The following is a 21766-nucleotide window of genomic DNA, read 5'->3' as shown; positions in this document are numbered from 1 at the left end:
GCACCCCGTCCGCGGGGGCGGCCGCGCGGCCGAGCCCGTGGGTGTCGGCGGGTGTCCGCTCGGGCCCTCCCGGGTCGTTCGCGCTCATCCCGTGGCCCCCGAGGCACCCACCCACGCATGTGCAAAGACTTGGCAAAGATGTGGGACGTTCGGCGGGCGGGACGGTCTTTCCCTGCAGGAACCGGAACGAGCGCAAGGAACGCCGTTGTCAGACCCCTCCGTCGACCCGCACCCGGACGTCGAACCCGCGCACCGGCCGCCCGCGCACCCGCCGGCCTCCCGCGACGACGACGCCCTCGTCGCCTACGCCCGCCGGCTGTGCCGAGACGAACGAGCAGCACGAGAACTCGTCGAGGAGGTCTTCGCGGCCACCCTCGAACCCGCGCCCCGCGGCGGTGGTCCGGCCCGCACCCGGCAGCCACGGCTGCTGGCCGCCGCCCGGCGCACTGCCGCCTCCTGGGCGGACAACGGGCGCAGCGCGCTGCTCTCACCCGCCTTCGCGGCCTGGCTCCGCACCCTTCCCCGCGCGGAGCCCCTCGCCCCGTCCGTGCAGGGCGCCGCCGGCGGGTCCGCGCGGGACGCCGTCACCGCGGCCGAGGCGAACTCGGGACTCCTCCAGGCCTTCCGGAAGCTGCCCGACGCCCTTCAGGGCGAGCTGTGGCACGGCCTGACGGACGCGGCCGAACCGGCTCCCCCGCCGCCGGCCGTCGACGCCCCCGGTACCGAACTGCCGCAGCCGGATCCCGTGCAGCGGTTCTACAGCGCCTACCTGCGGTACTACGTGGCGCACGCGCCCCGCCGGGACTGCCGCCAGCTGGCCGCCAGGCTGGGCGACACCGTCCGCCGCGGCATCGGCGACGACGCCCTCGACCGCCACCTGGCCAAGTGCACCGCCTGCACGCGCGCCCGCGCGGACCTCACCGCCATCCACACCTGGCAGCGCCCCGCACTCCTCGAAGGACTGCTGCTCTGGACGGGCGACCGCGAGCCGGAACCCGGCGACACCGCGGTCCTGCCGCTCCCTCCCCCCGACACCGTCCCGGCCACCCCAACGCCGGGGCCGCCCCTCCCGCCCACGCCACCCGTCCCGCCCACGCCACCCGTCCCGCCCACGCCACCCTCCGTGCAGCGCCGCCCGGCCCCGGCCGCCAACCCCCTGCGGCGCCCCTCCGACAGGACCATCAGGCTCGCCCTCCTGGCCCTCGGCCTCGGCATCCTGACCATGGCCGCCGCGAACATCGGCCCCCACCGGACCGAACCCACCGCGGCCACCCCGGCTCCGCCCTCCCCGTCGCCCACCATGCTGCGGGCCACGCCACCGCCGGATCCCTCCCCCACCGCACTCCCACCGTCGACACCCGCCACCCCGACCGCGGACGGAAACTCCCCCTCCCCCGCATCGGGTTCACCCACTGCACAGGACACACCGCCGCCGTCACCCACCCCCCGGATCCCCGCCTTCCGCCTCGTGAACGTGCGCTCCGGCCTGTGCGTCAGCCCGGACGGCCGTGACGCAGCCGGCGTCCACCTCGCCACCTGCGACGGCAGCGCGTCGCAGCGCTGGCAGTTCCCGCTGAACAGCGGCGGACTGCTCCAGGTACGCAACGCGGCAGACGGCCGCTGCCTGGACGGCACCACCCAGGGCGGCGACGTGATCACCGTCGTCCTGCGGGCGTGCCTCACCGACCGCGAGGAGCAGCTGTGGAAGTCCGTCCCGAACCGGACCAACACCGCCTTCCGCCTCCACTTCGCCCCGTGCGTCACGAAGAGCGACTACCCCGACCACCTGCTCGGGCCCGGTGACATCTGGCCGGGCCCGGCCGAGGTCGGCTCACCGCTGGTCCACCAGCCGAACTACTACGCCAAGGACGACTTCCTCTTCACCACCGTCTGACCGGGCGTCGGGACGCGGGTTGCGGGGCCGCGGCCGGGCGCAGCGGCGGGCCGGCGAGAAGGGCAAGGCCGAGGAAACGTGAGGCGCCGGCCGGGGCTGGGGGTGCCCGGCCGGCGCGGCAGCCGCGGGGGCGGGAGGTCCGGTGGCGCCGACCAGGGTCGCCGCCGGACCGTCCCGGCATTCGCCGTGCTACTGGTTGAAGGGACGGCGATGCGGGCCGATCGACCCGCTGCTTTGCCAAGGCTTTGCCATCCGGGGCTCCCGAGGCGGCCCCACCGGCGGTGTCGGCGGTTCCGGCACGGATTCACGCCCGGCAAGCGCACTCCAGGAGGCACTCTCGCGGAAGGCACGCTCACGGAGGTCACGCTCACGGGAAGTAGAGCGCGGCCTTCTCCAGGACGTGCCGGGTGAACAGCCCGCCCCACGCGGTGCCGCCCCGGTACATGGCGACCCGGGAGGCCCCGGACGCCGGCACCTCCACCGCGATCGGCCGGCCGATCAGGGTGGTCCCCAGGAGCCGGGCGTCCGCTGCGGCCCACTGCGCCGCGGACGGCTGGACCTTGCGGCTGATCAGGGCCGGCAACACCGTCGCCGCGTTCCGGGCGCCGGGCAGACCGCTGCGGATGTGCTTGGCCCGGTCCATCGCCCATCCCGTGAACTCGACCAGCGCGGTGCCGTCGATCTCGGGGACGACCGCGGCGAGGACGAACAGCTCGGTCTTGGTGCCGAACCATTGCAGCTTGCGGTCCCCCCGGCTGCCCACCACCACGCTGTGATCGCACCAGTCGGCCGCGGTGACCTGGGTGCCGTCGGCCCTCAGCCGCTCACCGAGCTGCGCCAGGTACGTGCTGGCCGCGTCGACCGGCGACGCCCCGTTCGTCCGTTGCTCCGTCATGACGCCGATCCTCCACCACGGGTACGACATGCGGAAGACCGAAGGCACATCGGGCCGTTGGACGGGAGCACTCGCATCTCCCGGAGCACCACCCCGGGCAGGCAAGCGAGTCGACGTCATCGTGCGTGAGTCGAACGCGGACCTCCCTCCCACGGAGGAGACCGCTCCTCCCGCCGGCCGACGCCCCGTCCCGGCGGCCCGACCTAGTGCCGCGTCAGGCAACCTTTGCCCGTCAAGGAGCGGCGTCCGGTGCGTGCTGCCGGCGTGCCGGCCGGAAGTCCTCGTACTGGACGTACTCGGACTTCCGTCCGGTGCGGCGAGAGTGCGTGCCGGGCGTCGCGACGGGGCGAAGGTTGCCTGACGCGGCACTAGACCGACCCGGGAGCCGTTCAGGCGGTGCCCGCGGCCGGGGCGGGCTCCCACGGGCGGAACCACGGGTCGGGCCACTGCTCGGCCGCCGCCAGCAGCGGGAAGAGGGTGGCCCCGTCGAGGGTCTCGCGGATGATGTCGGCGTGCCCGCCGTGCCGGGCGGTCTCCTCGATGAGGTGCAGCAGGACCCACCGCACCGACCAGGCGTCGACGTCGGCGGGGAACCACGGCAGGCCCTCGGGGACGGGCACCGGGCGGCCGAGGTCGGGGAGGCCGGCGACGATCGCGTCCGTCTCGGCGGCGGCCTCCGCGTAGTCGGCGAGCACGCCCGCGAGCGTCTCGCCGGGCCCGAGGACGAAGTCGGAGGAGTCGTCCTCCTCGGCCGCCCGCTCGGGGCCGCGGCGGCGCTGCAGCACGAGGTCCATCCAGCCGCGCTCGCAGCGGGCGGCGTGCTTGATCAGTCCGGCGATGCTGAGTTCGCTGGCGGACGGTGCCGACGTGGCCTGCTCGTCGGTGAGGCCGTGCGCGGTGACGCGCAGGCACTGGCGCTGCTGGTCGAGGTAGGCGAGCAGCGCGTGGCGCTCGTCGGTGACGGGCGGGACGTGTCCGGGCATGCGAGGGGTGCCTCTCGGGTGGGTCGGATCGGCCGCGGAGCGGCGCGCTCGCCCGCTGGGACGACCCTCCCGCTCCGGAGCGGAGGAGGTCAAGGCGGTCAGCAAAGAATTTCGGAAACTTGCAGCAAGAAATTGCAGCCCTACCTGACCCGCGACCGGCGCCGGACCCGACCCCGGACAGCACGGTGCCGCGGCCCCGCCGGTGACGGCAGGACCGCGGCACGGGCACCGGCTCAGTGCGCGGCGGCCTCCCAGTTCGCACCGGAGCCGACCGAGACGTCGAGCGGGGCGCGCAGCGGGTAGGCGCCGGCCATCTGCTCACGGACGAGCGCCTCGACCTGCTCGCGCTCGCCCGGGGCGACCTCCAGCACGATTTCGTCGTGCACCTGGAGGAGCATCCGGGAGCCGAGGCCGGCCTCGGTGAGGGCCCGGTCGACGTTCAGCATGGCGATCTTGACGATGTCGGCGGCGGAGCCCTGGATCGGCGCGTTGAGGGCCATCCGCTCGGCCATCTCGCGGCGCTGCCGGTTGTCGCTGGTGAGGTCGGGCAGGTAGCGGCGGCGGCCGAGCAGGGTCTCGGTGTAGCCGACCGCGCGGGCCTCCTCGACGACGTTGTAGAGGTAGTCGCGGACGCCGCCGAACCGCTGGAAGTAGGTGTCCATCAGGCCCTGGGCCTCGGCGGGCTTGATGCCGAGCTGCTGGGAGAGGCCGTACGCGGAGAGGCCGTACGCGAGGCCGTAGGACATCGCCTTGATCTTGCGGCGCATCTCGGCGTCGACGGCGTCCCGGGCGACCTCGAACACCTGGGAGGCGACGGTGGTGTGCAGGTCCTCGCCGCTGAGGAAGGCCTCGACCAGGGCCTCGTCCTCGGAGAGGTGGGCCATGATGCGCAGCTCGATCTGCGAGTAGTCGGCGGTGAGCAGCGACTCGTAGCCCTCGCCGACGACGAAGGCCCGGCGGATCGCGCGGCCCTCCTCGGTGCGGACGGGGATGTTCTGCAGGTTCGGGTCCTGCGAGGAGAGCCGGCCGGTGGCGGCGACCATCTGGTTGAAGGTGGTGTGGATGCGGCCCTGCGGGGAGACCGTCTTGAGCAGGCCCTCGACGGTGGTGCGCAGCTTGGCCTGGTCGCGGTGGCGCAGCAGGATCACCGGGAGCTCGTTGGCGGTCTGGGTGGCCAGCCAGGTGAGCGCGTCGGCGTCGGTGGTGTAGCCGGTCTTGATCTTCTTGGTCCTGGGCAGGCCGAGCTCGCCGAAGAGGATCTCCTGGAGCTGCTTGGGCGAGCCCAGGTTGAAGGGGTGCCCGGCGGCGGCGTGCGCCTCGTCGACGCAGCGCTGGATCTCGGCGGCGAACTGGGACTCCAGGCCGGTGAGCCAGTCCCGGTCGGCGGCGATGCCGTAGCGCTCCATCCGGGCGAGCAGCTCGGCGATCGGCAGCTCCATGTCGTGGAACAGCCCGGCGGCGCCGACCTCGGCGAGCCGGCCGTCGAACAGCTCGGCGAGGTCGAGGATCGCGCGGGCCTGGACCATGAGGGCGCGGGCGGCGGCGCCGGAGTCCTCCTCCGGGGCGTCGAAGGAGAGCTGGCCGGTCTCGGCCGCGGCGGCCGGGGCGAGCGAGCGGGCGAGGTACTCCTCGGCGAGGACGTCGAGGGTGAAGGTGCGCCGGCCGGGCTTCTCCAGGTAGGCGGCGAGGGCGGTGTCGGCGGTGACGCCGCCGATCCGCCAGCCCTGCTCGGCGAAGGCCCGCATGACGTGCTTGGCGATGTGCAGGGCCTTGGGGTGGTCCGGGTCGGCGAGCCAGGCGGTGAAGGCCTGGTCGTCGGCCTGGTCGAGGGCGGCCGGGTCGAACCAGGCGGCGGCGTCGCCGGCGGCGAGGGCGACCTCCTGGACGCGGCCGGTGCCGAGCGCCCAGGTGTAGACGGCGGCGATCGCGGTGCGGCCCTTGCCGTGCTCGGCGAGCCAGGCGGTGAGGGCGCCCGGCCCGGTCAGCACGTCGCCGTCGACCTCGGGGCCGGCGACGGTCTCGGGGGTCTCCGTCTCGGCGGCGCCGACCGGGTCCATGGCGTAGACCCGTTCCCGGAAGTTCGGGTTGCGGAACTCCAGCGACTCCATGATCTGGCCGACGGCCGGCTTGTCGAAGGGCCGGCGGGCGAGGTCGGCGACGCCGAGCGGCAGGTGGACGTCGCGCACCAGCTCGGTGAGGATGCGGTTGCGCTTGACCGAGTCGAGGTGCTCGCGGAGCTTCTCGCCGATCTTGCCCTTGACCTCGTCGGCGCGGGCGACCAGCTCGTCGAAGGAGCCGAACTGGTTGACCCACTTCGCCGCGGTCTTCTCGCCGACGCCGGGGATGCCGGGCAGGTTGTCGGACGGGTCACCGCGCAGCGCCGCGAGGTCGGGGTACTGGGCGGGGGTGACGCCGTACTTCTCGGCCACCTTCTCGGGGGTGTAGCGGGTGAGCTCGGAGACGCCCTTGGTCGGGTAGAGCACGGTGACGTGCTCGCCGACGAGCTGCAGGGAGTCCCGGTCGCCGGTGACGATCTGCACCTCGAAGCCGTCGGCGGCGGCGGCCGTGGCCAGGGTGGCGATGATGTCGTCGGCCTCGAAGCCCTCGGCGGTGATCCGCGGGACGTGCATGGCGTCGAGCAGCTCGCCGATCAGGCCGACCTGGCTGCGGAACTCGTCCGGGGTGGCCGAGCGGTTGGCCTTGTAGTCGGGGAACTCGGCGGAGCGGAAGGTCTGCCGGGAGAGGTCGAAGGCGACCGCGAGGTGGGTGGGCCGCTCGTCGCGCACCGTGTTGGCCAGCATCGAGGCGAAGCCGTACACGGCGTTGGTCGGCTGCCCGGTGGTGGTGTTGAAGTTCTCCACGGGCAGCGCGTAGAAGGCCCGGTAGGCCATCGAATGCCCGTCGAGCAGCATCAGCCTGCGCCGCCCGCCGCCCGCCGCGCCCCCACCTGCGTCCGGCACAGCCTTGCCAGCACCCTGCACAGCCACGTCAACGTCCGTTCCTGCCGGTTCCTCTGCCACGCCTCGATCCTAGGGCGCGGCACCGACACGGTCCGCCACCGTACCGGGGCCGCGGCGGTGTCGGCCCTGGCCGCCCCGGGGGCCGAGGGCCGGTCGTACGATCACAGACAGCACGACGACGTGACCCCCACCGGCAGGAGCACCATGACCGACGCGGCCCCCGTAGTACTGAACGTGCCCCAGGACGTCCTCGACCACTTCGCGAAGCTCGGGGTCAGCCCGGAGACCTTCTCCGGCGGGCACCTGGGCGAGAAGCTCGGCATCCGGATCACCGAGGCCTCGCCGGACCGGGTGGTGGGCACGATGCCGGTCGAGGGCAACCAGCAGCCGTACGGGCTGCTGCACGGCGGCGCCTCGGCCGCGCTCGCCGAGACGATCGGGTCGATCGGCGCGATGCTGCACGCCGGGCCGGGCCGGTACGCGGTGGGCGTCGACCTCAACGCCACCCACCACCGGTCGGCGACCTCCGGCCTGGTGACGGGCGTGGCGACGGCCGTCTTCAAGGGCCGCACCGCCGCGACGTACGAGATCGCGGTCACCGACGACACCGGCAAGCGGATCACCAGCTGCCGACTGACCTGCATGCTGCGCGACCTGTAGCACCGGCCCCGCCGCGCGCCGTCCCGCCGCGCACCCGCCGTTCCCCGGCGGGTGCGCGGCGGTTGTGTTCTAGCTCCGTTTGGGCACGGCCGGTCGGGGGCAGACCCTCCCGGACGAGGGGGCACCAGCATGTCCGGCGCACGGCACGGCGGAGCCGCACCCGGCGGTCACGGACACCTCGGCCCGATCGAGCCGGCCGAGGGGACGGAGGCACCGCCGCCCCCGCCGCTGCCCTTGCACCACCTGCTGAGCAGACGTCAGAAGATCGTGCTGGCCGCGATGTTCGCCGCCGTGGTCGTGGTGCTGACGCTGCGCCACCCCGGGCGCGACCCGACGCCCGCGCCGGCGGCCGAGGTGCCGCCGGTGCCCTCGGTCGTCTCCCACCTGCACTACGCCGGGCCGGTGGCACCGCCGGCCGGGCCGGGGCAGGTCTTCGCCCTGCGGGTGTCGGCGGAGGCGGACCGGCCGTACGAGGTGGTGGCGGTTCGCCAGAGCTATCCCGGTTTGTCCGTCACGGTGACGGGCGGACTCCCTGTGACCGTCACGCCGGAGCGGCCGGTGCTGCTGACCGTGGAGTACCGGGTCACGGACTGCGCGGGGGCACCGCCGGACGCCGGCATGCCTTTCCTCGATGTAACGCTGCGTAACACGCGCGCAATCGAGACCGTGAGCCAGATCCTCGGCACTCAGTACGCCCGCGACCTGTCCCAAAGGCTGCATTCGGCGTGCCCGATTTCCGGTTACCGGACGCAGGTGTCCGCACACGCAGTGACGAACACTCATGTCCGATAGTCGAACACCGCCGGTAGCAGGCGTTTTCCTGTACGACACCGTTTCGGTGGGCGAGACGACACTTAGCAGCCCGCGCAGAACGGGGCGCGGATGACCAATATTCGAGATTTTCGAAGAGGTCCGCATAACAAGAGAATCACAGCATGTCCGCAGGTCTGCCGGAGCCTGCCGAAGCCGTTCTAGAGTCACGGCCAGTCACCGCGCCAACCGATCGGGCCAGGCCCCAGCGCGCGACCCGGCACCGCCACTCCGGCGCACTGCCTACCTGATCCAGAAGGGGAACTTCGTGCGTAACCGTTCTCTGCTTGTCGTGAGCATCGCAGTCGTCGGAGCTCTCACCGTCTCGGCCTGCGGTTCCCGCGGTGAGAAGTCGGGCGCCAGCGGCGACGCCGGCGGCACCACCGTCACCATCGGCGTCGACGCCCCGCTGACCGGTCCGCTGTCCGCCCTCGGCCTCGGCATCCAGCACTCCGTCGAGCTGGCCGCCAAGATCGCCAACGACAACAAGGAAGTTCCCGGCGTCACCTTCAAGGTGAAGGCCCTGGACGACAAGAAGTCGCCCCAGGAAGGCCAGCAGAACGCCACCGCCCTGGTCGCCGACAAGAGCGTCCTCGGCGTCGTCGGCCCGCTGAACTCCGGTGTCGCCCAGTCGATGCAGCAGGTCTTCGAGTCGGCGAGCCTGGTCGAGGTCTCCCCGGCCAACACCAACCCCGCCCTGACCCAGGGCGAGAAGTTCGAGACCGAGAAGAAGCGCACCTTCAAGACGTACTTCCGCACCGCGACCACGGACGCCATCCAGGGCCCGTTCGCCGCCCAGTACGCCTACACCGACCTCGGCAAGAAGACCGCCTACCTGATCGACGACAAGAAGACCTACGGCGTGGGTCTGGTCGGCGCCTTCCAGAAGGAGTTCACCAAGCTCGGCGGCACCATCAAGGGCCAGGACCACATCGACGAGAACAACCTCGACTTCTCGGCCGTGGTCACCAAGGCCAAGGCCGCCGGCGCCGACGTCATCTACTACGGCGGCGAGTACCCGCAGTCCGGCCCGCTGTCCGACCAGCTCAAGAAGGCCGGCGTCACCGCCCCCGTCTTCGGCGGCGACGGCATGTACGACCCCGAGTACATCAACAAGGCCAACAAGAACGCCAACGGCGACTTCGCGACCTCCGTCGGCGCCCCGGTCGAGTCCCTCGACTCCGCCAAGAAGTTCGTAGCCGACTACAAGGCGGCCGGCTACTCCGACCCGTACGCGGCCTACGGCGGCTACTCCTACGACGCCGCCTGGTCGATCGTCCAGGCCGTCAAGGCCGTCGTCGCCGACAACGGCGGCAAGGTGCCGTCCGACGCCCGCGCCAAGGTCGTCACCGCGATGAGCAAGGTCGGCTTCGACGGTGTCACCGGCAAGGTCGGCTTCGACGAGTACGGCGACGCCGTCAACAAGCAGCTCACCGTCTACACCGTCAAGGACGGCGCCTGGACGGTCGCCAAGTCCGGCACCTACGCCGGCTGACCCACCCCCGGTTGACCCACGGCCGACCCACACGGCCGCACCCGGAGCAGCACGCAACAGAACGAACCACCGGCGGGGGCGCTGAGAACCAGCGTCCCCGCCGTCCCACAACGGTTCGTCCCACCCCGCAAGCGAACCCCACCCCGAATCCACTCGGAGGCCCAGCGGTGCACGAACTGCCGCAGCAGCTGGCCAACGGCCTGATCCTCGGCTCCCTCTACGGGCTGATCGCGATCGGCTACACAATGGTCTACGGCATCGTCCAGCTCATCAACTTCGCCCACGGCGAGATCTTCATGACCGGTGGGTTCGGAGCCCTCACCACGTACTTGGTCCTTCCCCCCGGCACCAGCCTCTGGCTCGCCCTGCCCCTGATGCTCCTGGGCGGCGTGCTGATCTCCGTGATCGTCGCCGTGGCCGCCGAGCGCTTCGCCTACCGCCCGCTGCGCGGCGCCCCGAAGCTCGCCCCGCTGATCACCGCGATCGGCCTCTCCCTCGCGCTCCAGCAGGTCGTCGAGCAGTTCTACCCCGGCGCCAAGTCCGGCCGCAGCTTCCCGCAGCTGCCCGGCGGCCCGTACCACATCGGCAGCGTCACCCTGCAGCCCGCCGACATCTTCCTGTTCGTCGCCGCCCCGCTCTGCATGGGCGCGCTCGCCGCCTTCGTCGGCAAGACCCGCACCGGCCGCGGCATGCAGGCCACCGCGCAGGACCCCGACACCGCGAAGCTGATGGGCATCAACACCGACCGCATCATCGTGATCGCGTTCGCACTCGGTGCCGCCTTCGCCGCGGTCGCCGCCGTCGGCTGGGGCCTGCGCTACGGCCAGGTCTCCCCCACCATGGGCTTCCTCGCCGGCCTCAAGGCCTTCACCGCGGCCGTCCTCGGCGGCATCGGCAACATCTACGGCGCCATGCTCGGCGGCCTCGTCCTCGGTGTCGCGGAGGCCCTCGCCACCGCGTACATCCAGGAGATCCCCGGCATGCACCAGCTCGGCGGCGGCTCCTGGGCCAACGTCTGGGCCTTCGTCCTCCTGATCGTCGTCCTCCTCGTGCGGCCACAAGGCCTACTCGGTGAGCGCGTCGCGGACCGAGCCTGAGGAACGGAGCAGCCACCATGACCACCACCAAGAGCCCCGCCCTCCCGCTGCCGCTCCCGGCCGCCAAGGCGCTCGTCCTCGCCGGCGGCCTCGCCACCGCCGCCTCCACGTTCATCCACTGGACCTGGACCTCGGAGTTCCCCGGCGACCTCACCGTCGACGGCTACCCCGGCGGCCTGCAGATCCTCACCCTCGCGGCCGGCCTGCTGATCGCCCTCTTCTCGCTGCCGCTGTACGGCGTGAAGGGCACCCGCTGGCTCACCCCCGCCGGCCCCGAGGCACCGGTCCTCGTCCTCGGCGCGGCCGCCGCGGCCACCACCTGGTTCACCCTGATCGCGATCGCCACCGAGCTCGGCGGCCTCGCGAACCTGGAGCCCGGCGGCTGGATCGCCGGCGTGGCCTCCCTGCTCCCCCTGATCGGCGCCCTCGGCCTGCCGCAGACCCGCACCACCGTCGGACTCCCCTCCTCCGGCGGCGTGCTCGCCATCACCCGGCACTACCTGGGCGCCTTCACCCGCCTCGTCGGCCCGAACCCCGACCTGGCCCCCGCGAAGCCGCTCAACCGCTGGGTCGAGACGCTGATCATCATCGCGGTCGCCGGCCTCGGCCTGACCGTCTTCACCTACGGCATCGTCACCGAGTACGGCGAGCTGTTCATCGGCTTCCTGATCCTCACCGCCCTCGGCACCTGGGCCCTGATGCGCGCCGGCCTCGTCTCCCGGCTGACCGCGCTCACCGCCCGCCACCGCGGCACCACCACCGCCGCCGCCTTCGCCGCGGCCGCCGCGTTCCCCTTCACCCAGAGCGACGACCACTTCGCCTCGGTCGGCGTCAACATCCTGGTCTTCGCCACCGTCGCCCTCGGCCTGAACGTCGTCGTCGGCCTCGCCGGCCTCCTCGACCTCGGCTACGTCGCCTTCCTCGGCGTCGGCGCCTACGCCGCCGCCCTGGTCTCCGGCTCCACCAGCTCCCCCGTCGGCCTGCACCTGCCCTTCTGGGGCGCCGCCCTGGTCGGCATGGCCGCGGCCCTGGTCTTCGGCGTCGTCATCGGCGCCCCGACCCTGCGGCTGCGCGGCGACTACCTCGCCATCGTGACCCTCGGCTTCGGAGAGATCTTCCGCATCGCGGTCAACAGCCTCGACGGCGTCTCCGGCCCCAAGGTCACCAACGGCCCGAACGGCATCCGCAACATCCCCGACCTCGACATCCTCGGGTTCGACTTCGGCCAGGCGCACACCTTCGGTGCCTTCACCCTCGGACGCTTCGCCAACTACTTCCTGCTGATGCTGCTCGTCACCGCGTTCGTCGTGACGGTCTTCAGCCGGGCCAACGACTCCCGCATCGGCCGCGCCTGGGTCGCCATCCGCGAGGACGAGACCGCCGCACAGGCCATGGGCATCAACGGCTTCAAGCTCAAGCTGCTCGCCTTCGCCCTCGGCGCCGCGCTCGCCGGCCTCGCCGGCACCGTCATGGCCCACGTCAGCTACAGCGTCGTCCCCGACCCCTACCAGTTCGCCGGCGCCGTCCCGCCCAACAGCGCCTTCCTGGTCGCGGCCGTCGTCCTCGGCGGCATGGGCACCATCGCCGGCCCGCTGCTCGGTGCCACCCTGCTCTACCTGATCCCGGAGAAGCTCGTCTTCCTGAAGGAGTACCAGCTCCTCGTCTTCGGCATCGCGCTCGTCCTCCTGATGCGCCTGCGGCCCGAGGGCCTCATCGCCAACCGCCGCGCCCAGCTCGAGTTCCACGACAAGGACACCGACGACGCGGCCCCGGCGGAGACCGACGACGCACCCGCCAGCACCGACCCCGGCAGCACCGCCGGCCTCACCACCGCAGGGGCGTGAGACACACCATGACCACCCAGACCGTCCCGGCCCCCCGCCCCGAGGGCACCGCGGCCGCCACCCCCCTGCTCGAAGCCAGCGGCGTCGTCATGCGCTTCGGCGGCCTCACCGCCGTCAACAACGTCGACCTCACCGTCAACAAGGGCGAGATCGTCGGCCTGATCGGCCCCAACGGCGCCGGCAAGACCACCTTCTTCAACTGCCTCACCGGCCTGTACGTCCCCACCGAGGGCACCGTCCGGTACCAGGGCACCGTCCTGCCGCCCAAGCCCCACCTCGTCACCTCCGCCGGCATCGCCCGGACCTTCCAGAACATCCGGCTCTTCGCCAACATGACCGTCCTGGAGAACGTCCTCGTCGGCCGCCACACCCGCACCAAGGAGGGCCTGCTCTCCGCCCTGCTGCGCGGCCCCGGCTACAAGAAGGCCGAGGCGGAGGGCCGCGAGAAGGCCATGGAACTCCTGGAGTTCATCGGCCTCGACCACAAGGCCGACCACCTCTCGCGCAACCTCCCCTACGGCGAGCAGCGCAAGCTCGAGATCGCCCGCGCCATGGCCAGCGAGCCGGGCCTGCTGCTGCTCGACGAGCCCACCGCCGGCATGAACCCGCAGGAGACCCGCGCCGCCGAGGAGCTCGTCTTCGCGATCCGCGACAAGGGCATCTCCATCCTCGTCATCGAGCACGACATGCGGTTCATCTTCAACCTGTGCGACCGCACCGCCGTGCTCGTCCAGGGCCAGAAGATCGTCGAGGGCGACAAGGAGACCGTCCAGAACGACGAGCGCGTCATCACCGCCTACCTCGGTGCGCCCCTCGAGGGCGCCACCGACACGGCAGCAAGCACGGAGGCAGACCAGTGACAGCTCTTCTCGAGGTCGAGGACCTCCGCGTCTCCTACGGCAAGATCGAAGCCGTCAAGGGGATCAGCTTCTCCGTCAAGCAGGGCGAGGTCACCACGCTCATCGGCACCAACGGCGCCGGCAAGACCACCACCCTGCGCACCCTGTCCGGGCTGCTCAAGCCCACCCAGGGGAAGATCACCTTCGACGGGCAGGCGCTCTCCACCGTCCCCGCCCACAAGATCGTGTCGCTGGGCCTGGCCCACTCCCCCGAGGGCCGGCACATCTTCCCGCGCATGAGCATCGAGGAGAACCTCCTCCTCGGCGCCTTCCTGCGCAAGGACTCCGCCGGCATCACCGAGGACGTCGAGCGCGCCTACGCGCTCTTCCCGATCCTCGGCGAGCGCCGCAAGCAGGCCGCGGGCACCCTGTCCGGCGGTGAGCAGCAGATGCTCGCCATGGGCCGCGCCCTGATGTCCCGTCCCAAGCTGCTCATGCTGGACGAGCCCTCGATGGGCCTGTCCCCGCTGATGATGCAGAAGATCATGGCGACCATCGTCGAGCTCAAGGCCTCCGGCACCACCATCCTGCTCGTCGAGCAGAACGCGCAGGCCGCGCTCTCGCTCTCCGACCGGGGCTACGTGATGGAGACCGGCCGCATCGTGCTCACCGGCACCGGCGCGGACCTGCTCCACGACGAGTCCGTCCGCAAGGCCTACCTCGGCGAGGACTGACCCGGCACACGCAGCAGGAGGCCCGGCCACATCGGCGGCCGGGCCTCCTGGCGTTCCCGGTGCGTCCCGGGCGGGGCCGCGTCAGCCCCGTCAGCCCTCGTCCTTGCCCGCGTCGGCCTTCTTGCGGTCCTGCGCCTCGCCCTCCTCGATCACGGCCTGCGCCACGGCGGCCATGGTCATCCGGCGGTCCATCGAGGTCTTCTGGATCCAGCGGAACGCGGCCGGCTCGGTCAGCCCGAACTTCGTCTGCAGCACGCTCTTCGCCCGGTCCACCAGCTTGCGGGTCTCCAGCCGCTGCGAGAGGTCGGCGATCTCCTCCTCCAGCGTGCGCATCTCGGTGTAGCGCGAGACCGCCATCTCGATCGCCGGCACCAGGTCGCTCTTGCTGAACGGCTTCACGATGTACGCCATCGCACCGGCGTCCCGGGCGCGGTCGACGAGCTCGCGCTGCGAGAACGCCGTCAGCATCAGCACCGGTGCGAGGTGCTGCTCGTGGATCCGCTCGGCCGCCGACAGACCGTCCAGGACGGGCATCTTCACGTCCAGGATCACCAGGTCCGGCTTCAGCTCCTCGACCAGCTTCACCGCCGTCTCGCCGTCCCCGGCCTCACCGACGACGGTGTATCCCTCCTCCTCCAGCATCTCCTTGAGGTCCAGGCGGATCAGCGCCTCGTCCTCGGCGATGACGATGCGGGTGATCTGGGGCGACTCGATCTCAAGCGGCTGGGGCTGCTCGTCGGCGGTGCTCACGGGGCTCCTTGTTCCGGCGGGGTGCTGCATGCACGAGCCTACCTAGCTGCGGCATCAGACGCGCACAGGGTATCCTGCTCACGCCCAGCCGAGCCGGGTTGGTGGAACGGCATACACGGATGTCTCAAACACATCTGCCCGAGAGGGCTTGCGGGTTCGAATCCCGCACCCGGCACCTTCGATCGCTTGCGATTCACAGGCGTTACCGCCGATATGGCATTTTCACCGTCACGGGTGAGTTCGTCCCCGTCCGCTCCGCACCCGGACCTCGCGGCCGCATCGTGGACGCATGAGCGAACCCACGGTGAGGGAACAGGCCCTCGGGCTGCTGCGCACGGGCGTGCCCAACGCGGAGGTGGCCCGCCGGCTCGGGGTGCCGCCCGGCACCGTCGCCTGGTGGAAGCACCGGGAGAACGCCCGCCGCGGCGAACTGCCCGGCCGCAAGCGGTCGACCTGCCCGCACTGCCACGGCGACCCGCTGGACACCGCCGCCTACTGCCACCTGCTCGGGCTCTACCTCGGCGACGGCCACATCCTCCACCCTCCGCGGCAGCGGGCGCCGCACCTCACCATCACCTGCGACGACCGGTGGCCGGGCGTCATGGACTCGGTGGAGCGGGCGATGCGGCGGGTCCTGCCGAACAACTCCCCGTGCCGGGTGCGGCGCGAGGGCTGCCACGACGTCAAGGTGTACTCCACCCACCTGGTCTGCCACTTCCCCCAGCACGGCCCGGGCCGCAAGCACGAGCGCCGGATAGTCCTGGAGCCCTGGCAGCAGGCGGCGGTGGACGCCCACCCGTGGGAGCTGCTGCGCGGGTTGCTGCACTCCGACGGCTGCCGAATCACCAACTGGGCCACCCACACGGTGGGCGGCACCGTCCGCCGCCACGAGTACCCGCGGTGGTTCTTCACCAATACCTCCGCCGACATCCGGCGCATCTTCACCGACACCCTCGACGCCGTCGGCGTCGAGTGGCGGGCCTCGGTGCCGCGCCCCCGGGGTCAGGTGAACGTCTCGGTGGCGCGGCGTGCCTCGGTGGCGCTGGTGGACGCGCACGTCGGCCCGAAGTGGTGACCCACGGGTGCGGGCGGGTCAGCCGACGGGGCCGGCGGCCGTGACGCCGGTGACGTGGAAGACCGCGGTGGCGGGGGTGCCGTTGCGGTCGGGGTCGGTGACGGTGAGGGTGTAGTCGCCGTCGGCGGCGCCGCTGAAGACGAACCAGGCGGCCTGGTTCTGACGGGTGGGCCGGTCCGGGTAGATGGCCTCGATGGGGGCGCTGCTGGGGCCGACCTCCTGGCCGCCGGGCAGGCGCAGGCGCAGGCTGTCGCCGCTGACGGCCATGCCGGCGGGGCCGACGGTGCCGGTCATGTCGTAGGTGAGGTAGAGGGCGCGCTCACCGAGCTTGAGCGGGGCGTTGGCGGTGTCGGCGCGCAGTTGGGCGCTCTTGAGGGTGAGGGCGAGGCGGCCGCCGGTGACGGTGTGGGCGGCGGGGAGGGCGAGGTCGAGGGGCTTGAGGTCGGCGGCGGGTCGGCCGCCGTTGCCGAGCGGGAGGACCGCCTGGTTCTGGCCGGGGTCGCCGAGCACGAGGGAGGCTCCGTCGAGGGTGAAGCCGGCGGGGGTGGTGAAGGTGATCGGGAGGGTGTTGCTCGCGCCGGGGGTGGGCGGCACGGCGGTGCCGTGGTCACCGGCGAGGGGGGTGCCGTTGACGTCGACGGAGATGGTGGGCCAGTCGTTGACGGGCGTGGTGCGGAAGGTGTTGGTGACGGTGGTGGTGAGGACGAGCTTGCCGCCGGTGGTGTCGGTGGCGGGCGTGGTGGCGGCGGTCTTGACGTCGAAGCGCAGGCCGCCCGAGTAGAGGGTGCGGCCGACGGTGGTGGGGCCGGCGGCGCCGGCCGCGGTGTGACCGGCGGCGGTCGCACCGGTCGTGCCGGTCACGGTGGCGGTGGCCTTGGCGGGTGGTGCAGCGGGGCTGTCGGTGCCGTCGGGCGTGCACGCGGTGGCGAGGCCGACGGCGAGGAGGACGGTGGCGGTGGCGAGGGCGTCGGCTCTTGCCGTGCGGGTTCTCGCGGTGCGGGGTCTGGCGCTGCTGCTCATGGTCGGTGCTCCCCCTTCGGGCGGCCCTGCTGCCGGGCCGGTCGGGGGGAACGTACCCGCGGCGGGCGGGCGGGAGGCGGGCTGTCACCGGATGGGGACGGTTCCGGTGCGCCGTCGGGGTGTTCGCAGCGCCGGTGTGACGGTGCGGCCCCCGCCGGGGCGGGGGCCGCGGGTGAACGGGCCGCCTCAGTTGTCGAGTTCGCCGACGTGGTGGACGCGGACGAGGTTGGTGGATCCGGCGAGGCCGGGGGGCGAGCCGGCGGTGATGACGACGATGTCGCCCTTCTTGCAGCGGCCGAGGCCGATGAGTTGGGCGTCGACCTGGGCGACCATCTCGTCGGTGGTGGGGACGAACGGGCCGAGGAAGGTCTCCACGCCCCAGGTGAGGGCGAGTTGGCTGCGGACGGCGGGTTCGTAGGTGAAGGCGAGGACGGGGATGGGCGAGCGGTAGCGGGTGAGGCGGCGGGCGGTGTCGCCGCTCTGGGTGAAGGCGATGAGGTACTTGGCGTGCAGGAAGTCGCCGATCTCGGCGGCGGCACGGGCGACGGCGCCGCCCTGGGTGCGGGGCTTGTTGCGGTCGGTGAGCGGGGGGAGGCCGGCGGCGAGGACGTCCTCCTCGGCGGCCTCGATGATGCGGCCCATGGTGCGGACGGTCTCGACGGGGTACTTCCCGACGGAGGTCTCGCCGGAGAGCATGACGGCGTCGGTGCCGTCGAGGACGGCGTTGGCGACGTCGGAGGCCTCGGCGCGGGTGGGCCGGGAGGCGTGGATCATCGAGTCGAGCATCTGGGTGGCGACGATGACCGGCTTGGCGTTCCGCTTGGCGAGCTTGATGGCGCGCTTCTGGACGACGGGCACCTGCTCCAGGGGCATTTCGACGCCGAGGTCGCCGCGGGCGACCATGATGCCGTCGAAGGCGTCGACGATGGCGTCCAGGGCGGTGACGGCCTGCGGCTTCTCGATCTTGGCGATGACGGGGAGCCGGCGGCCCTCCTCGTCCATGACGCGGTGCACGTCCTCGACGTCGCGGCCGCTGCGGACGAAGGAGAGGGCGACGACGTCGGCCCCGAGGCGGAGTGCCCAGCGCAGGTCGTCGACGTCCTTGTCGCTCAGCGCGGGCACGGAGACGGAGATGCCGGGGAGGTTGAGGCCCTTGTGGTCGGAGACGAGGCCGCCCTCCAACACGGTGGTGCGGATGCGGGGGCCGTCCACGGCGGTGACCTGGAGGCAGACCCGGCCGTCGTCGACGAGGACGTGCTCGCCGGGGAGGACGTCCTCGGCGAGGCCGGCGTAGGTGGTGCTGCAGAGGTCGCGGGTGCCGGGGACGTCCTCGACGGTGATGGTGAACTCGTCGCCGCGTTCAAGAAGTACGGGACCGTCGGCGAAGGTGCCGAGCCGGATCTTCGGGCCTTGGAGATCGACGAGGATGCCGACGCTGCGGCCGCTCTCGTCGGCGGCCTTGCGGACCCGGTGGTAGCGCTCCTCGTGTTCGAGCTGGGAGCCGTGGCTGAGGTTGAACCGGGCGATGTCCATGCCGGCCTCGACCAGGGCCTTGATCTGGTCGTACGAGTCGGCGGCGGGCCCGAGTGTGCAGACGATTTTTGCTCGGCGCATGCCTGTAGAGCGTAGGGATTACCGGGGCGTAACAACGGTGTTCCGGCGGGCTGCCTTGCGGCTGTTGCAGAAAGTTTTGATTAACAAACTGACACAACGTGAGCTTTGGCGCTGTGAGATCGAATTGGCGTCCGAAGCGGTCGTCGCCGACCTGCGGGAACGCGACGGGCGGCGGGGGCCGGCGGCCCGGCGGGTGAGCCGGGCGGCGGCGGGTTGACGGTGTGTCGGTCCGGTGGCGGACCGGTCGCGGCCATGTCGAGGTCACCGACATCTCACCTGTCCGCAACGTCGGGGGGCTGTCGCGGCGGGCGTTTTGGCGGCAGACTTCTACGCGCGTTTCTCTACGCGCGTCACCACCGGTCGGCAGCACCGCGGCCGACCGTCCGTCACCGCCCCACGCTGGAGTCCTCCATGCCCCTGAACCGCCGTGAGTTCGTCTCGCGCTCGGCCGCCACCGCGGCCGGTGCCGCCCTGGCCGGCGGCCTGCCGGTCGTCGCGGCCGCCCCGGCCGCCGCGGCCCAGGGCGCGGACGCCCGCAAGGCCCCGCAGAAGCAGAGCTTCACCGTGATGGGCACCACCGACCTGCACGGCCGGGTGCTCAACTGGGACTACTTCACCGACGCCGAGTACGACGACAAGGCGCACAACGACGTCGGCCTCGCCAAGATCTCCACCCTGGTGAAGCAGGTCCGCGAGGAGAAGGGCTGCCACCGCACCCTGCTGATCGACTCCGGCGACACCATCCAGGGCACCCAGCTCGCCTACTACTACGCCCGCATCGAGCCGATCACCGCCGAGCGCCCGCCGCGCCACCCGATGGCCGCCGCGATGAACGCCATCGGCTACGACGCCGCCGCCCTCGGCAACCACGAGTTCAACTACGGCATCCCGCTGCTGCGTGCCTACGAGGAGCAGCTGGACTTCCCGCTGCTCGGTGCCAACGCGCTGTACGCCAAGAACGAGCGGCCCGCCTTCGAGCCGTACGTCATCAAGGAGATGCACCTCGGGCACGGCCGCCCGCTGCGGGTCGGCATCCTCGGCCTGACCAACCCGGGCATCGCGATCTGGGACAAGGCCAACGTCTCCGGCAAGATGGTCTTCCCCGGGATCGTCGAGGCGGCGAAGAAGTACGTGCCGCGGATGCGCGCGGCCGGCGCGGACGTCGTGGTGGTCTCCTCGCACTCGGGTGCGGACGGCGCCACCTCGTACGGCGACCAGCTGCCCTGGGGGGAGAACGTGTCGGCGCAGCTCGCCGAGGAGGTGCCGGGCGTCGACGCGGTTCTGGTCGGCCACGCGCACAAGGAGATCCCGCAGCGGCTGGTGGTGAACAAGCAGACCGGCAGGAACGTGGTGCTGTCCGAGCCGCTGTGCTGGGGCCAGCGGCTGACCTGCTTCGACTTCGAGGTGGAGTTCTCGCACGGCTCCTGGCAGGTCACCTCGGTCAGCTCGCGGGTGCTGAACTCCAACACCGTGCCGGAGGACCCGGCGATCGTGAAGCTGATCGCGGGCCAGCACAAGAAGGTGGTGGCGTACGTCAACCAGGTCATCGGCACCTGCAGGACCGAGCTGTCGATCGCCGAGGCGCCGTTCAAGGACGTGCCGATCATCGACCTGATCGGCCGGGTGCAGGCCGACACGGTGAAGGCGGCGCTGGCGTCGACCGAGTACGCGAACCTGCCGGTGCTGGCGCAGGCGGCGCCGTTCAACCGCACCGCGGTCATCCCGGCGGGCGACGTGCGGCTGCGCGACGCGGCGGGGCTGTACATCTACGAGAACACCCTGGAGGCGCGCATCCTGACCGGTGCGCAGATCAAGGACTACCTGGAGTTCTCGGCGCGGTACTTCGCGCAGCTGGCGCCCGGTGCGCCGGTGGACCCGGGCACGCTGACCAACGCCGGTTCCACCCCGGACTACAACTACGACTCGGTGTACGGCGTCTCGTACGACATCGACGTGGCGCAGCCGGTGGGTTCGCGGATCGTCGGCCTGTCGTTCAACGGTGCGCCGATCGACCCGGCCGCGCAGTTCGTGCTGGCGGTGAACAACTACCGTGCGGGCGGCGGCGGCAACTTCCCGCACGTGGCGGCGGCGAAGCAGGTCTGGTCGAACTCGGACGAGATCCGCAACACCATGATCGCCTGGGTGAAGTCCAAGGGCGTCATCGACCCGGCGGACTTCGGTGCGGTGTCCTGGCGCCTGGTCCGCGCGGGCGTGCCGCTGTTCTAGGGACGGGTCGGGCCACGGGGGCGCGGGAGACCGCGCCCCCGTGCGCTGCCGGCCCCAGGCCGCGCACATCTCGTCGAGGAAGGTGTCGAGGACGCCGAGGTAGGTGTCGACGTCGGCGGTGTCGTGGGCGAATCCGGCGTGCGGGCCGGAGGATCCGATGGCGTCCCGGACGCCGCGGTTGGCGAAGTGGACCCGTCGCGTCGGTGAACAGCGGGTCGAGGCCGGCGTGCGCCTCGCGGGCGTTGCGGGGCGGTTCCGGTTGCAGGCAGTAGCCGGAGCGGGCGTCGAACCGGTGGGCGCGCCAGGGCAGTCCGCGGCTGCGGGCGGCGGCCTCGATGCCGTCGGCGAGGCGTTCGCCGAGTCGGGCGATCCGCTCGTGCTCGGCCGGGGTCATCAGTTCGGTGAGGACGGTCTCGGCGCAGGCCGGCGAGAGCGCGTTGGCGAACAGCGTGCCGCCGAGGGCGAGCCCGACGGTGTCGCCGAGTTCGTCGGCGAGCTGGTCGGCGACCAGGTCGGCGAGGTCGGGGGTCATGCCGAGGGCGCCGATCGGAATGCCGCCGCTGACGCCCTTGCCGCCGGTGGCCATGTCGGGGGCGATGCCGTAGTGGGTGACGGCGCCGCCGTGGTGGTCGAACTGGGTGTGGGTCTCGTCCGCCACCAGCAGCGTGCCGTGGCGGGTGCAGGCCCCGCGCAGCCCGGGCAGGAAGCCGGGTCCGGACAGGACGGTGCCGCAGTTGGTGGGCACGCCCTCGATCAGCACCGCCGCGCAGCCGCGGCGGCTCAGGACCCGTTCGGCGGCGGCGAGGTCGTTGAAGTCGACGACGGCGACGTCCGGCGGCGCGGCCGGTCCGGTGGCCTCCGGAACCGGTC

The 21766-nt window shown here is 72.0% G+C and carries 17 protein-coding genes and 1 tRNA gene; 11 read left to right on the top strand and 7 right to left on the bottom strand.

Going from position 1 to position 21766, the window contains the following annotated elements; all coding sequences use genetic code 11:
- The first annotated feature begins 205 nt into the window (after positions 1 to 205).
- Entirely contained in the window at positions 206 to 1894 is a 1689-nt protein-coding gene (locus AB0442_RS11400; RefSeq protein ID WP_366162237.1) for an RICIN domain-containing protein, read from the top strand.
- 367 nt (positions 1895 to 2261) lie between these two features.
- On the opposite strand, the gene AB0442_RS11395 is transcribed toward AB0442_RS11400, so the two are convergent.
- From AB0442_RS11395 to polA, 3 genes are all read right to left on the bottom strand, one after another.
- On the bottom strand, positions 2262 to 2789 hold the full coding sequence (locus AB0442_RS11395; protein WP_366162235.1) for a hypothetical protein: 528 nt from the start codon (positions 2787 to 2789) through the stop codon (positions 2262 to 2264).
- Between the two features lie 389 nt (positions 2790 to 3178).
- Positions 3179 to 3772: a DinB family protein gene (locus AB0442_RS11390; protein WP_366162233.1), complete on the bottom strand. Its 594-nt coding sequence runs from the start codon at positions 3770 to 3772 to the stop codon at positions 3179 to 3181.
- A gap of 233 nt (positions 3773 to 4005) precedes the next feature.
- Positions 4006 to 6684: a DNA polymerase I gene (gene polA / locus AB0442_RS11385; RefSeq protein WP_366162306.1), complete on the bottom strand. Its 2679-nt coding sequence runs from the start codon at positions 6682 to 6684 to the stop codon at positions 4006 to 4008.
- Positions 6685 to 6936: 252 nt separating this feature from the next.
- On the opposite strand from polA, the gene AB0442_RS11380 reads away from it, so the two are divergent.
- From AB0442_RS11380 to AB0442_RS11350, 7 genes are all read left to right on the top strand, one after another.
- On the top strand, positions 6937 to 7392 hold the full coding sequence (locus AB0442_RS11380) for a hotdog fold thioesterase (RefSeq protein ID WP_344624025.1): 456 nt from the start codon (positions 6937 to 6939) through the stop codon (positions 7390 to 7392).
- Between the two features lie 129 nt (positions 7393 to 7521).
- Positions 7522 to 8184 carry a Tat pathway signal sequence domain protein gene (locus AB0442_RS11375; protein ID WP_366162231.1) on the top strand — a complete coding sequence of 221 codons (663 nt, stop codon included), beginning with the start codon at positions 7522 to 7524 and terminating at the stop codon, positions 8182 to 8184.
- A gap of 286 nt (positions 8185 to 8470) precedes the next feature.
- A complete protein-coding gene (locus AB0442_RS11370) occupies positions 8471 to 9697 on the top strand; it encodes a branched-chain amino acid ABC transporter substrate-binding protein (RefSeq protein WP_363540395.1) in 1227 nt (408 codons plus the stop codon).
- Positions 9698 to 9864: 167 nt separating this feature from the next.
- The gene (locus AB0442_RS11365; protein ID WP_030262518.1) at positions 9865 to 10794 is read left to right on the top strand and encodes a branched-chain amino acid ABC transporter permease; all 930 of its coding nucleotides are present in this window, start codon (positions 9865 to 9867) and stop codon (positions 10792 to 10794) included.
- Between the two features lie 17 nt (positions 10795 to 10811).
- Positions 10812 to 12638 carry a branched-chain amino acid ABC transporter permease gene (locus AB0442_RS11360; protein ID WP_363540396.1) on the top strand — a complete coding sequence of 609 codons (1827 nt, stop codon included), beginning with the start codon at positions 10812 to 10814 and terminating at the stop codon, positions 12636 to 12638.
- A gap of 8 nt (positions 12639 to 12646) precedes the next feature.
- Positions 12647 to 13498 carry an ABC transporter ATP-binding protein gene (locus AB0442_RS11355; protein WP_366162228.1) on the top strand — a complete coding sequence of 284 codons (852 nt, stop codon included), beginning with the start codon at positions 12647 to 12649 and terminating at the stop codon, positions 13496 to 13498.
- A complete protein-coding gene (locus AB0442_RS11350) occupies positions 13495 to 14211 on the top strand; it encodes an ABC transporter ATP-binding protein (protein WP_263105900.1) in 717 nt (238 codons plus the stop codon). The genes AB0442_RS11355 and AB0442_RS11350 overlap by 4 nt, the downstream gene beginning before the upstream one ends.
- 90 nt (positions 14212 to 14301) lie before the next feature.
- Here AB0442_RS11350 and AB0442_RS11345 read toward each other — a convergent pair whose 3' ends face one another.
- On the bottom strand, positions 14302 to 14961 hold the full coding sequence (locus AB0442_RS11345) for a response regulator (RefSeq protein ID WP_344624020.1): 660 nt from the start codon (positions 14959 to 14961) through the stop codon (positions 14302 to 14304).
- A gap of 92 nt (positions 14962 to 15053) precedes the next feature.
- Between AB0442_RS11345 and AB0442_RS11340 the strand changes: the two genes are divergently transcribed.
- Positions 15054 to 15136, top strand: a tRNA-Leu gene (locus AB0442_RS11340).
- Between the two features lie 114 nt (positions 15137 to 15250).
- On the top strand, positions 15251 to 16036 hold the full coding sequence (locus AB0442_RS11335; protein WP_366162227.1) for a helix-turn-helix domain-containing protein: 786 nt from the start codon (positions 15251 to 15253) through the stop codon (positions 16034 to 16036).
- Between the two features lie 18 nt (positions 16037 to 16054).
- On the opposite strand, the gene AB0442_RS11330 is transcribed toward AB0442_RS11335, so the two are convergent.
- Both AB0442_RS11330 and pyk read right to left on the bottom strand, forming a co-directional pair.
- The gene (locus AB0442_RS11330; protein ID WP_366162225.1) at positions 16055 to 17056 is read right to left on the bottom strand and encodes a hypothetical protein; all 1002 of its coding nucleotides are present in this window, start codon (positions 17054 to 17056) and stop codon (positions 16055 to 16057) included.
- A gap of 186 nt (positions 17057 to 17242) precedes the next feature.
- Positions 17243 to 18670 (bottom strand): pyruvate kinase, encoded by a 1428-nt coding sequence (gene pyk / locus AB0442_RS11325; protein WP_366162224.1) that lies wholly within the window; start codon positions 18668 to 18670, stop codon positions 17243 to 17245.
- Positions 18671 to 19081: 411 nt separating this feature from the next.
- Between pyk and AB0442_RS11320 the strand changes: the two genes are divergently transcribed.
- Complete coding sequence (locus AB0442_RS11320; RefSeq protein ID WP_366162223.1) at positions 19082 to 20896, top strand: 5'-nucleotidase C-terminal domain-containing protein; 1815 nt, start codon at positions 19082 to 19084, stop codon at positions 20894 to 20896.
- On the opposite strand, the gene AB0442_RS11315 is transcribed toward AB0442_RS11320, so the two are convergent.
- Positions 20829 to 21680 carry an aminotransferase class III-fold pyridoxal phosphate-dependent enzyme gene (locus AB0442_RS11315; protein ID WP_366162304.1) on the bottom strand — a complete coding sequence of 284 codons (852 nt, stop codon included), beginning with the start codon at positions 21678 to 21680 and terminating at the stop codon, positions 20829 to 20831. The two genes, AB0442_RS11320 and AB0442_RS11315, sit on opposite strands and share 68 nt — an antisense overlap.
- Positions 21681 to 21766 lie beyond the last annotated feature (86 nt).

This window comes from Kitasatospora sp. NPDC085895 (genome assembly GCF_040702125.1).
In the GTDB taxonomy this organism is placed as follows: Bacteria; Actinomycetota; Actinomycetes; order Streptomycetales; family Streptomycetaceae; genus Kitasatospora; species Kitasatospora arboriphila.
The sequence above is the reverse complement of the archived record's forward strand: the minus strand, read 5'-3'. Positions and strand labels throughout refer to the sequence as shown.